The following is a 12,987-nucleotide window of genomic DNA, read 5'->3' on the forward strand; positions in this document are numbered from 1 at the left end:
GCTAGGCGGGGTCAGGCCAAACGGTAAAGCGTTGGGCGTGGTGTTCGATCTCCTTATCATCGGTGGCGGCATCAACGGCACCGCGATCGCGCGAGAGGCGGCGCTGAACGGCCTGTCGGTGATGCTGGTCGAACGCGACGACCTTGCCAGCCATACGTCATCGGCCTCGACCAAGCTGATCCACGGCGGGCTGAGGTATCTGGAATATTACGAATTCGGGCTGGTGCGAGAGGCTCTGCAGGAACGCGAGCGGATGTTGAGAGTGGCGCCGCATCTCATCTATCCGATGCACTTTGTATTGCCACATGAAAACGCGGTGCGACCATGGTGGCTCGTGCGTCTGGGGCTGCTGCTTTACGACAATATCGGCGGGCCGATCACCTTGCCGCATTCACGATCCTTGCGAAAAAGTGACGTTAACTATCTGCAACCGTTGAGGCGACCGAGCAGGGGGTTTGTTTATTCGGACGCCTGGGTGGATGATGCGCGGCTGGTCGTGCTGAACGCGATCGACGCCGCGCGGCATGGTGCAATGATTGTCACTCAAACCGCGATGCTCTCGGCAAGACGTGCCGCAAACATGTGGGAAGCCACGCTGTCCGATGGCCGCACGGTGCAAGCCAGCACGATGATCAACGCCGCCGGGCCATGGGTAGCGCAAGCCCTTGCCCTGACCGGAGCCAACACCAGTAGCGGGGTGCGACTGATCAAGGGCAGCCACATCGTCGTCCCCAAGATTTTCGATGGCGACCAGGCCTATATGTTGCAACAGCCCGACAAGCGCGTGGTTTTCGCTATTGCCTATGCCAATGACACCACTCTGATCGGCACGACCGACATTCCTGTCGAACGGCCCGAAGATGCGCAGACGACGCCTGATGAAATTGATTATCTCTGCCAAGCCGCCAATCATTTTTTCGTGAAACAGATCAACCCCGACGACGTGGTGCGAACGTTTTCCGGCGTCCGTCCGCTTTATGATGATGGCGCAAGCGAAGCCAAGGCCGTGACCCGCGACTATGTGCTGGAACTCGACACGGCGGGCGCACCCTTGCTGTCGGTGTTCGGCGGCAAGATCACGACCGCGCGGCATCTGGCCGAGGAAGCTGTTGGCAAACTGGCCCATGCTGTCGGCTGGCAAGTTTCCCGCGTCACGCGCAACGCCGCATTTCCCGGTGGCGATATCGGCGCATTCGCGCCCTTTCTTGCCGAAATCCGCGTCCGCTACCGCTTCCTTGGTGAAGCGCGCTCCTTGCGTATGGCGCGCGCCTATGGCTCGATGCTAGTCGATATGATCGGCGCGTCGGTCAAGCAAGCAACCGACTTGGGCGAAGACTTCGGGGCGGGGCTGACCCAGGTTGAGGTCGACTGGATGGTCAGCCATGAATGGGCGCACTCGGTCGAGGACGTGATCTGGCGGCGCAGCAAATTGGGGTTAGCGATGACGGAGGCGCAAATCGCCCGGCTTGCAAACTATCTGGTGGAGAAAAACAGTGAAATATCTGCTTGCGGTCGATCAGGGGACCACGTCGTCGCGGGCGATCCTGTTCGATAGCAACGCCAAACCCGTTGCTACCGCGCAAGAGGAGTTTCCCCAGCATTACCCGCAATCCGGTTGGGTCGAACATGATGCCGAGGAAATCTGGGCGTCAACACTGCGGGTCATGAAACAGGCGATGGCGACGGCCAATCCGTCGGCCATCGGCATTACCAACCAGCGCGAAACGGTGGTAATCTGGGACCGTGCATCGGGCAGGCCGATCCACAATGCCATCGTCTGGCAAGACCGCAGGACAGCGGATTACTGTTTGGCGTTGGCGGCCGATGGCGTGGAGCCGGAAGTTCAGGCGAAGACCGGACTGCTGCTCGATCCCTATTTCTCGGCAAGCAAGATCAAGTGGTTGCTGGACACAATTCCCGGCGCGCGTGAACAGGCGGACAGGGGCGCACTGGCGGTCGGCACGATCGACACGTTCCTGCTGTGGCGGCTGACCGGGGGCCGGGTTCATGCCACCGACTGGACGAATGCCGCGCGAACGATGCTGTATGACATTCACCATCGCCAGTGGGATGATGCGCTGTTGCGACTGTTTGACATTCCGCCCGGGTTATTGCCCGAAGTCTGCCCGAATACGCACGATTTCGGCGAAACCGACTCGGCGCTGTTTGGTCGCGCAATTCCCATTGCCGGCATGGCGGGCGACCAGCAGGCGGCGCTGGTCGGGCAGGCGTGCTTCACGCAGGGAATGGTAAAATCGACCTATGGAACGGGCTGTTTCATGCTGATGAATACTGGTACGCAAGCCGTAGCATCGTCCGCCCGGCTGCTGACGACGCCAGCATATGATATCGCCGGTGACCGTGCCTATGCACTCGAAGGGTCGATCTTTGTCGCCGGTGCGGCAGTGAGGTGGCTGCGTGACAAGATCGGCCTGATCGAGACATCGGAGGCGACCGATGCTATCGCGCGGTCCGCCCGCGATGCTCATGGTATCGTCGTGATCCCGGCTTTCGTTGGACTGGGGGCGCCGCATTGGCGACCCGACCTGCGCGGCAGCATTCACGGCGTCACACTCGACACGACGGCTGCCGACTTGGTGCGGGCGACGCTCGAAAGCATTGCTTTCCAAACGCGCGACCTGACCGATGCGATGGCAGCGGACGGATCGACCCGTCTCCCCACGATCAGGATCGATGGTGGCATGGCGAAAAACGACTGGTTCGCGCAATTCCTGGCCGATATATTGGAAACGCCGGTCGAGCGGCCCGCAAGCCATGAGACGACCGCGCTGGGCGCCGCGGTGCTAGCGGGCATCACTACCGGGGTCATCGCCGACAAGGCCGAGTTTGCCGCGAAATGGCAAAGCGATGCACGGTTCGAGGTGACCATGCCCGACGATCAGCGCGCGCGTCACCTAGGCGAATGGCAGAGCGCCCTGCAGCGGGCTTTACGCTGACGCCCCTGCCGAGTGGACAGGACCGCCAGCGCCTCGTTCTTTAGAAAATCGATGCCAGTTTCACCTTGGCACCCACGAACAGATAGCGACCGAGCGCGCTCTGTGGATAGCTTGACTCGCCGAGGTCGGGCCCACGATCGGTGAAATTGTTCACGCCACCATAGATCTGGAATCGGTCGCCGACGTCATAGCTGGCGTAGATGTCATGCTGCCAGAAATCGCGATAATAGATGTATTTTGGATCGACCAGGTTCGGATTCCCCGCAACCGCGTCCGCCGAATAGCGTCGTGTCCTGTCATACCAGTTCAGCCCATAGGTAAGGGTAAAGCCGTGATAAGCCCAGGTAACATCGACGTTTGCCTGGAACTTCGGTGAAAACTGGGTGTCGCGATCGTTGGTGATCGGAGCTCCTGGAGTGCCGATGAACTTCAACGAATGCAGATAGTTACCCACTGCCTTAATGTTGAAGGTTCCAATGTCGCTTTGTGGCTTGAACAGATAGTTGACGTTCAGGTCGAGCCCGCTCGTTGAATAGCTGGCGACATTTTGGGGCTGCACCGAAAACCCGACGATTTTGCCGGGCTGCGATCCACCATTGTTTCGTGTAATAGCGGCGCAGAAAACGTTGTTAATTGATGCCTGATCGACGCAGAGGTCCGCCAGTTCTTGTGCAGACACCGTGCTGATCGCGTTTTTCAGGCGAAGGTCGTACCAATCGGCAGAAATATTCAGGCCGGGCAGGAATCGGGGCTGGAGCACGATGCCTGCCGTCCAGGTTTTTGCCTTTTCCTGGGCAAGGTTACGGTTTCCACTAGCTGTTCCGGGGATATTCGACGAATTGGTATCGAGGAAGGTTGCTGGGTTGGCACCGAGACTGGTCAACAATACGGCACAATTGGCAGGTCGCGAAGCCTTGCCCAAATTGATCGTAGCAGGATCGCATGGATCATTAATAAAACCGAAGGTTTGGCTCGCGCCGCCGAACAATTCACCGATATTTGGTGCGCGAACTGCTTGCGAGTAGGTGCCTCGAATGCTGATGTCACGAATTGGCGCGTATTGGCCGTCAACCTTCCACGTCGTAGTTCTTCCGATCGTTGAGTAATCGGAAAAACGTATGGCCGCACCAAACTCCAAATTCTGCGCAAACCGCACGTTCCGAAGCAACGGTGCATTCAATTCTGCATAGGCTTCTTTAACGTCGTACGAACCTTTTTCCACAGAAAGCTTGTTGGAAAAGACCAGGCCCTGCTGTGCGAGAGGATCGGGAACATAATTACTCTTTTCCTTACGGTACTCTGCCCCCAAAGCGAACCCGATCGGGCCGCCGGGCAGCGAGAACAGGTCGCGGAAATCGCCGCTGATCGAGCCTGAAACAACTTGCTGTTCAATGGTTGCGCGATTTGTTGTATCGACACTGATGAATTGACGGGCCGCCGCACTCGATTGGCCTTCCCCGAACAAGTTCAGCGGTACACACTGGCCGGGAGTGAAGGTGGAACCGTTAACAGCGCGCGTCGTGAATGGCTGGTTATACTGGTAGCCCGGCGTGAAATTGATCCTGCAATCGATCAGGCCGGTGTTTGGATTAACCGCAGCGTCGAGCGCCGCGAGAAACCGATCGTTATATTGGTCGCCGATATAGTGATTTGTGACTTTGGTGCGGCCGTAGACATATGACAATTCATAATGAAAGCTCGGGGAGATTTCGCCTTTGGCGCCGACGACCCCGCGTATCGTTTCACGGGTGATGTCCTCACCACGACGACCGAGATCGAAGTTATCACGGTTGAGGAGGAATCCGCCGTTCGTAGCAGCCTGGCCTTGCAGGTTAGTTGGGATGTAAGCGTTGTCAGGCTCGACGAAGAGATAATAATCGAAGGTCGGCTGGCCGATCGAAAACGATTTGTTGTGGGCATATTTGCCCTCTGCAAACAGTGTCAGCTTGTCGCTGACATCGAAGTGAGCGATGGCGTTTATGACGTTACGACGAATTTGCGGGAGCAGATCGCTGCCGTAGTCGGACGCCAGCGTGCCCGATCCACCCTGTTGAAAGGCCGAGGGTACGGAAAGGCCGGGATCCCACGGATTTCCCCGTCCGTCATATTCAGGAAGGCCATCGAAATTGAAATCGAGTGCGCCAATACGTGAGCTGTCATAGTAACGCACGTTGTTCAAAGGTACGCGACTAAAGCCGGTAGCGTATGGAGTGCGATAAAACCCGACCGCTTGCGTACCCGACAGATAATCCCGATCCGAAGCCAATAAGCGATCGTCCTCGCCATGTTCGAAAGCCAAGGCGAAATTGCCTCGCTTGTCGGCAAAGTTCTTGCCGATCGTCAGTGCGCCGAAGCGGTTGCCGCCATCGCCGCGCGAAGAAATGCCGGCTTGCCCCCGCGCCGAAATGCCGTCGAAGTTTTTCTTCAACACGAAATTGACCACGCCACTGACTGCGTCGGCACCATAGACAGCCGACGCGCCCCCGGTCAGCACGTCTATGCGCTCGACCAGGTCCGTGGGGATCGTGTTGATATCGACCGACGCCGAGCCCGGATCACCCGAGACGTGGCGACGTCCGTCGACCAGAACCAGCGTCCGCTGCGTCCCGAAATTGCGCAGGTTTAACAAGTTGATCCCGGTCGTGCCGATGCCTGCGTTGGCACCGGCATTGTCGGCGGACGTCGAGGAGCCGAGTAGCGCAGGATAACCTGCCAAGAAATTCGTAAGGTTGGTCTGGCCGGACGACTGGATGGTGTCAGCTCCCAGCGAGACCACGGGGCTGGGCGCATCATATTCAGGACGCGGAATGCGCGTTCCGGTGACAATGATAGTGGCTTCGGACGTGTCGCCATTTTGCGCGGCTTGCGGACCTTGTTGAGCGAAAGCAGGAAATGACATCGTCGCAGACACGAATAATGTGGTTGCGAGCAACCGGTCTGAAAGCTTATTTGACACTCGACCATCCCATTTTTGTTAAGCAGGGCTGATGAGTCAGACCCTGCTGAGGTAGGAGGCTATCAAAGATTTCTTAAAGTGCGAGTTACACAATCACCGTTATTTCATTTTTACAAACTAATTGTGACAATAATATCACCACCTCAATACGTCCGGCCGATCAAGACATGCTCGACCGCTGGCTCTCCCGTGAACACACACGCCCCCGTTGGTGCCGACGCGCCAACCGGCGTGTTGCGAACGGTCAGCTTTAACGCCTTCAACTTCGCAGCCACGGCGTTCAGCGCGGGACCTGTCGGACGCGACCAGTCGGCCTCGACCCAGCCAATCACCCTGTCCTCGCCACCGGTAAAGTGCGCCTCGATGGCTGCCCAGTCATCCACCCGGACAATCGCTGCGTCGCGTCGCGCCTGGGCTTCGGCGAACAGCCCGGCCTGGATATCCTCGATCATCCCGACCACCTGCGCCACGAACGCCGCACGCGGCAGCACCGCACTCGCCAGCTTCCCCGCCGCGTCGTACAGCCGGTCGCGACGTACCAGCGACACGTTTTGCCCGGCGACATCACGCCCGCCGACCTCGACGATCAGCGGCGCGCCCTTTTTCACCCAGGCCCACCGCTTGCCTTTACCCGCCTTGGCATCGACATGAACACGCAACGGCTCGCCCAAAGCCGACAGCTTCAGCAACTCCACCCGCAACGCGCGCGCATAATCCAGCACGGCCTCGTCCTCGGGCACTTCGCGCAGCATCGGCACGATGACGATCTGGTGCGGTGCGACGGCGGGGGGCAGCCGCAGCCCGTCGTCGTCGCCGTGGACCATGATCAAGCCGCCGATCATCCGTGTCGAGACGCCCCAGCTCGTCGTCCAGGCATGGGCGAACTCGCCATCCTTGTCCTGGAACCGAATGTTCTGCGCCTTGGCGAAGTTCTGGCCGAGGAAGTGCGATGTGCCCGCCTGCAACGCCTTGCCATCCTGCATCATCGCCTCGATGCTATAGGTCGCCTCGGCCCCCGGAAACCGTTCATGCTCGGGCTTTTCTCCCGCAATGACCGGCATCGCCAGACAGGTTTCGGCGAACTCGCGATAAACCTCGAGCATCTTCAGCGTTTCCTCGACGGCGTCGTCGCGTGTGGCATGGGCGGTATGCCCTTCTTGCCACAGGAATTCGCTGGTCCGCAGGAACATCCGCGTCCGCATTTCCCAGCGGACGACGTTGGCCCACTGGTTGATCAGGACCGGCAGGTCGCGCCACGACTGCACCCAGCGTGCCATCGCCGTCCCGATCACTGTTTCGGAGGTTGGGCGCACGATGAGTGGCTCCTCCAGCTTCGCCGCAGGGTCGGGCATCAGCCCACCCTTGCCGTCGGCGATCAGCCGATGATGCGTGACGACCGCCATTTCTTTGGCAAAACCGTCGACATGGCTGGCCTCTGTCTCGAAGTAGGAAAGCGGGATGAAGATCGGGAAATAGCAATTCTCGTGCCCGGTTTCCTTGATCCGCTGATCGAGCAGTTTCTGGATGCGTTCCCAGATGCCATAGCCCCAAGGCCTGATGACCATGCAACCGCGCACACCCGAATCCTCCGCCATGTCGGCCTCGGAAATGACAGCTTGATACCAGGCGGCGAAATCGGCTTGGCGCGTGACGTTAAGGGCGTGTTTCATGGCAAAACGTCTTTGCGGAGGTGACGGGGCTTGTCCAGCCTCGTGGCGTCTCTAGAGCAGGCGCGATGACCCGAGACAGCGCAGACCGGCCCATTGCGGCCATAGGAATGCGGCTGGCTGCTACGATATGCCTGACGATCATGTTTGCGCTCGGCAAACTGGCGTCAGAGCGCGGCGTCAATCTGATCGAGCTGCTGTTCTTTCGCCAGTTCGTGATGATCCTGCCCGTCGTCGTCATCGCGGCCATGGGGCCGGGCCTGGTAACGCTGAAGACTGCCCGGCCGGGCGCGCACCTTCGCCGCGGTGCCGCCGGCTTGTCCGGCATGGCGCTGAACTTTGCCACGATTGGCCTGCTCCCACTGGCTGAGGCGCAGACGGTGTGGTTCACGACACCGTTGTTTGCGACGATGCTCGGTGCCTGGTGGCTCCGCGAATATGTCGGCCCGCATCGCTGGGGGGCCGTCGCGCTGGGGTTCGTTGGCGTCCTGATCGTGGTCCACCCGCAGACGGGGTTGCTCCACCCGCTCGGCACGGCAATCGGGCTGGCCGCCGCGTTCATGGTGGCGGTGACGTCGATCCTGATCCGCCAGATCGGCAGTACAGAGGGCCCGCTGACGACCGTGTTCTGGTTCGGCACGACAAGCGCGCTCGCGCTGTCGCTGACGTTGCCTTGGGCGCTTCAGCATCATGATCCACAGACATGGGCGTTGCTGATCGGGGTCGGGCTGACGGGGAGTTTCGGCCAGATTGCGCTGACGTCGTCGCTGCGGCTTGCGCCGGTCTCTGTGGTGGCCCCGGTCGATTATGCCAGCCTGTTCTGGACGGCTGCGCTAGGCGCGTGGCTGTTCGGCGAATGGCCGACGGTATGGACATGGGTTGGCGCGCCGTTGATCATCGGCAGCGGCCTCTACATCGTCTGGCGCGAACGCAAGCTCCGGCGGATCGCGCTTGCAGCGGCTGCGCTCGCGGCATAGCCTCCGGCGCAATAATATATCGCAGGAGATTCGCATTGGCCGATTTCATTATGACTCCCAACCGCCGCACGATCATCGCCGGTGGCACCGCCGCGGTCGGGCTGGCGGCACTGCCTGCCGTTGCAACGACGATGAAGCAGGTGCCGCGGTCCAAATTCAGAGGCGTGCTGGATACCATCGCCGACAAGGTACTCAGTTTCTCTCCCGAAACAGCAACCAGCCTCGGCGTCGATGTCGGCCCACGCGCGGGGCTGCGTGCCAGGCTGTCCGACCAGTCACCGGCCGGAAATGCCGCGTTCGCATCGGCCACCGACGCGATGATGGCACAGGTCCACACTGTCGATCGCAAAACTCTGTCACCCGCCGACCAGCTACGCTGGGATACGGTGCACTACGCCCTCGATCGCGCCAAGGAGGCCAAGCCGTTCTTCTATGCCAGCGCTGCGCAGGGGTTTTTCGGCGGCACCTCCCCTTATGTTGTCAGCCAGCAGAATGGCCAACTTACAAGCACGCCCGAGTTTCTCGATTCGCAGCACCCGATAAACTCGGCCAGCGATGCGGAGGCCTATCTGTCGCGCGTCGCCGCGTTCGCCCGTGCGCTCGATGACGAGACCGCGCAGATCAAGGACAATGCCGACCGGGGCGTGATGCCGCCCGATTTCATTGCAGCCAACGTCATCGGCCAGATCAAGGGGTTCCGCGCTACGCCGCCTGCTGAACAGAAACTGGTGACATCGATCGCGAGCCGGACCGCGGCCAAGAATATTCCCGGCGACTGGCGGGCGCGTGCGCAGAAGATGGTCGAAAGCCTGGTCTATCCGGCCGTCGATCGCCAGCTCGCGGGCTTTACCGAAGCCACCAGAAAGGCGCCGCACGATGCGGGCGTCCAGCGGCTTCCCGGCGGTGACGATTACTATCGGTGGGCTCTGCGATTGGGCACCACAACCGAAACTTCGGCGGCCGAAATCCATGCCTTGGGCCTGGCACAGAATGCCGAGTTGAAGGCGCGGATCGACGCACTCCTGAAAAAGCAGGGCATGACCAAGGGCTCGGTCGGCGAACGCGTGCAGGCGCTGAACAAGGATCCCCGCCAGCTTTATGCCGACAATGACGCGGGCCGGGCGCAGCTGATCGCATTTCTGAACGACAAGATCGCAGCCGTTCGCCCTCTGATGCCCAAGCTGTCGCATCTCGGCCTGAAGGCGGACGTCACCGTCAAGCGCGTTCCCGCCGATATTCAGGACGGCGCGGCGCTCGGCTATATGAACTTCGCCTCGCTCGATGGGAAACGCCCGGCGATTTACTACGTCAATCTGAAGTCCACGACGCTCTGGCCGAAATACCAACTTGCCACCCTGACCGCGCACGAGGGGATACCGGGGCACACTTGGCAGGGTGCCTATCTGGCCGAACACCACAGCGAAATCCCGCTGATCTCATCGCTGATTGGCTTCAACGCCTTTGTCGAGGGGTGGGCGCTGTATGCCGAACAATTGGTCGACGAAGCCGGGCTCTATGCCAACGACCCGTTCAGCGAGATCGGATATTTACAGGCTCAGCAGTTCCGTGCGTGCCGCCTGGTGGCCGACACCGGGCTTCATTCGATGCGCTGGACCCGCGAGCAGACTGTCAAATTCCTGATGGAGGAAACCGGCAAGGGCCAGGGCGCAATGACCAGTGAGACCGACCGGTATTGCGCGTCACCCGGACAAGCCTGCGGGTATAAGATGGGCCATAACGAAATCCTGCGCCTGCGTGTACAGGCGATGGCGACGCTGGGGCCACGGTTCGACTTGGCCGGGTATAACGACGCTCTGGTCAAAACCGGCGGCGTGCCCCTGGCGCTGCTGCCAACGGCGGTCGATGCCTATGTGAAGTTGAAGTCCAGGTCGGCGGGTCCAAAGGCATAGGGCAGGAGTTCCGACAGGCGGTGCGTTTCCATGGCGGACGCATCGCCCGAACTGCAATATATGGTGATATCCCGACCGCTAAGCTGCGCCGCCTCGTTCAGCATCTGGCGGCAGCGACCGCAGGGGCGCACAATCGCGGCGCCGTTCGGGACACCGCCGATGACCGCGATCTCGACGACTTTCCTTAAATTGCCGTCGCAATTCGCCTTGGCCAGCGCGACCGTTTCAGCACAGAGCGACAGGCCGTAGCTGGCGTTTTCGAAGTTGGTGCCGGTGACAACGCTGCCATCGTCGAGCAGCAAAGCCGCGCCGACCGCAAAGCGGGAATAGGGCGCATGGGCATGGACGGCGGCGTCGCGGGCCATCGCGATGAGTTGCTCGGGTGTCATCCTACCCCTTGATATGCAGCACGCAGATCAGCGTAAACAGTCGGCGCGCGGTTTCGAAGTCCACCTCGATCTTGCCCTCCAGCTTTTCCTTCAGCATCTCGGCTGCCTCGTTGTGGACCCCGCGACGGGCCATGTCGATCGTCTCGATCTGTGCGGGCGACGACTGTTTTACCGCCTGGAAATAACTGTCGCAGATCGCGAAATACTCGCGGATCGGTCGCCGAAATCGCGCCATGCCGAGGATGATCGCCTCTAGCGCGGTGCCGTCCTCACGCGCGATCTCCATGCCGAGCCGCCCCTCTTCGACCGATAGTTTCAGCCGGTAGGGACCTGCATAGCCGTCGGCGTGCGCGCGCAGCGGGCGGAACAGATTACCCTCCAGCAGGTCGAAGATTGCGATCCGGCGTTCTTGCTCGATATCGCCCGAACGCCAGGCGATCGTCTTTTCGTCGAGCTGAATGTCGATAATGCGCGGGTCGGCCATGGCCGCCTTTACGGGCAAGCGGCTCGGCAAATCAATCGATGCAGCTTTGTCGGACGTGATCGCACTATGCTGGGGATAACTGCGAAACCGCGCTTGGAGCCTGCCGCTGGGGCGCGCATGAGTGTGGCATGGCTGATCCGATCCGACTCGTTCCCACGCCCCCTCCCGCTGGCGGCGGCCCCGAGCTGCCCCATAATGTGGAGGCGGAGGCGGCGTTGCTGGGCGCGTTGATGATCGACAATCGCATTGCGGAGGATGTGCAGGGGCGGTTGCGTCCCGAACATTTCTTCGAGCCGGTTCATGGTCGTGTGTACGAGGCAATCCTGCGCCAGATCGATCGCAACATGATCGCCAATCCGGTGACATTGCGCCCCATGTTCGAAGCCGATGAGACGATGCGCGAACTTGGTGGCCCCGCCTATCTGGCGCAACTGACCGGCAACAGCGCCGCCATCATCGGTGCCCGCGATTTTGCGACGCAGGTCTATGACCTCGCCCTGTTGCGCGCGCTGGTCACCGTCGGGCGCGAGATGGTCGATGGCGCGCTCGACACGTCAGAGGAGATCAATCCCAAAGGCCAGATCGAAGCCGCCGAAGTTGCGCTGTACCGGGTGGCCGAGGAAGGCGGCGGCGAAGGTAGTGTAAAGACGTTCGGGCAGGCGATGAAAGTCGCGGTCGAAATGGCTGAAAAGGCACTTAATTCGGGCGGGGGCCTGTCGGGTATCACGACCGGATTGCAGACCGTGAATGCGAAGATCGGTGGCCTGCATCACTCCGACCTGCTGATCCTTGCCGGTCGTCCCGGCATGGGCAAGACCGCGCTTGCAACCAACATTGCCTTCAACACCGCGCAACGCTGGGTGCAGGACGAGAACGACGGTATTCCGCCGGAGAAATCGATTGGTGCCAAGGTCGCCTTTTTCAGTTTGGAAATGTCGTCCGACCAGTTGGCGACGCGTATCCTTGCCGAAAACTCCGGGTTGAGTTCCGAAGCGTTGCGAATGGGCAAGATCGGCCAGTCCGATTTCCGCAACCTCGCACGCGCCGCCGCCGAACTTGAGACGCTACCGCTGTTTATCGACGACACGCCCGGCCTGACGATCGCTGCGCTGCGGACCCGCGCGCGCCGGTTGAAACGGCGGCATGGCATCGGCCTGATTGTGGTCGATTACCTCCAGTTGTTGCAGGGGTCGGGGCGGTCGTCGAACGACAATCGCGTCCAGGAAATCTCCGAAATTTCGCGCGGGCTAAAGACGCTGGCCAAGGAACTGAATGTCCCAGTGCTGGCGCTGTCGCAATTGAGCCGTGCGGTCGAACAGCGCGAGGACAAGCGACCCCAGCTTTCCGATCTTCGCGAGTCGGGATCGATCGAGCAGGACGCTGACATCGTTCTGTTCGTGTACCGCGAAGAATATTACCACGGCCACCGCGAACCCGCCGACCATGACAGCGACGCCCATCGTGCGTGGTTTGCCGAAGGGGAAAAGATTTTCGGAACCGCCGAAATGATCGTCGCCAAGCAGCGCCACGGCTCGACGGGCAAGGTCAATCTCAAGTTCGAAGCCAAGATTACCAAGTTTAGCGACCTGGCCGACCCGGCGTATTACGGGTCGAATTAAGCCATAACAGGAGCGATTGGCGCTTAGC

At 60.5% G+C, this 12,987-nt stretch carries 9 protein-coding genes; 5 read left to right on the plus strand and 4 right to left on the minus strand.

All coding sequences use genetic code 11. The annotated features are described in order from the left end of the window. Positions 1-40: 40 nt before the first annotated feature. Together glpD and glpK are read left to right on the plus strand one after the other, a co-directional pair. Positions 41-1,555 (plus strand): glycerol-3-phosphate dehydrogenase, encoded by a 1,515-nt coding sequence (gene glpD, locus Q0R02_RS08010; RefSeq protein WP_367271446.1) that lies wholly within the window; start codon positions 41-43, stop codon positions 1,553-1,555. Further along, positions 1,494-2,957, plus strand: a complete 1,464-nt coding sequence (glpK, locus tag Q0R02_RS08015) for a glycerol kinase GlpK (RefSeq protein ID WP_293882234.1) — start codon at positions 1,494-1,496, stop codon at positions 2,955-2,957. The genes glpD and glpK overlap by 62 nt, the downstream gene beginning before the upstream one ends. Before the next feature lie 40 nt (positions 2,958-2,997). Here glpK and Q0R02_RS08020 read toward each other — a convergent pair whose 3' ends face one another. Together Q0R02_RS08020 and Q0R02_RS08025 are read right to left on the minus strand one after the other, a co-directional pair. Beyond that, complete coding sequence (locus Q0R02_RS08020; RefSeq protein WP_293882282.1) at positions 2,998-5,856, minus strand: TonB-dependent siderophore receptor; 2,859 nt, start codon at positions 5,854-5,856, stop codon at positions 2,998-3,000. Positions 5,857-6,056: 200 nt separating this feature from the next. After that, positions 6,057-7,583 (minus strand): aminoacyl--tRNA ligase-related protein, encoded by a 1,527-nt coding sequence (locus Q0R02_RS08025; RefSeq protein ID WP_293882236.1) that lies wholly within the window; start codon positions 7,581-7,583, stop codon positions 6,057-6,059. A gap of 65 nt (positions 7,584-7,648) precedes the next feature. Between Q0R02_RS08025 and Q0R02_RS08030 the strand changes: the two genes are divergently transcribed. Continuing rightward, positions 7,649-8,557 carry a DMT family transporter gene (locus tag Q0R02_RS08030; RefSeq protein ID WP_293882238.1) on the plus strand — a complete coding sequence of 303 codons (909 nt, stop codon included), beginning with the start codon at positions 7,649-7,651 and terminating at the stop codon, positions 8,555-8,557. Between the two features lie 35 nt (positions 8,558-8,592). After that, positions 8,593-10,467, plus strand: coding sequence for a DUF885 family protein (locus Q0R02_RS08035; RefSeq protein WP_293882240.1), 1,875 nt, complete (start codon positions 8,593-8,595; stop codon positions 10,465-10,467). Here Q0R02_RS08035 and Q0R02_RS08040 read toward each other — a convergent pair. Both Q0R02_RS08040 and Q0R02_RS08045 read right to left on the minus strand, forming a co-directional pair. Further along, positions 10,425-10,856, minus strand: a complete 432-nt coding sequence (locus tag Q0R02_RS08040; protein ID WP_293882242.1) for a cytidine deaminase — start codon at positions 10,854-10,856, stop codon at positions 10,425-10,427. The two genes, Q0R02_RS08035 and Q0R02_RS08040, sit on opposite strands and share 43 nt — an antisense overlap. Position 10,857: 1 nt before the next feature. Continuing rightward, a complete protein-coding gene (locus tag Q0R02_RS08045) occupies positions 10,858-11,340 on the minus strand; it encodes a UPF0262 family protein (protein ID WP_293882244.1) in 483 nt (160 codons plus the stop codon). 128 nt (positions 11,341-11,468) lie between these two features. On the opposite strand from Q0R02_RS08045, the gene Q0R02_RS08050 reads away from it, so the two are divergent. Continuing rightward, positions 11,469-12,959, plus strand: coding sequence for a replicative DNA helicase (locus Q0R02_RS08050; protein WP_293882246.1), 1,491 nt, complete (start codon positions 11,469-11,471; stop codon positions 12,957-12,959). Positions 12,960-12,987 lie beyond the last annotated feature (28 nt).

The organism is Sphingomonas sp. (assembly GCF_025353885.1).
Taxonomy (GTDB): Bacteria; Pseudomonadota; Alphaproteobacteria; order Sphingomonadales; family Sphingomonadaceae; genus Sphingomonas_O.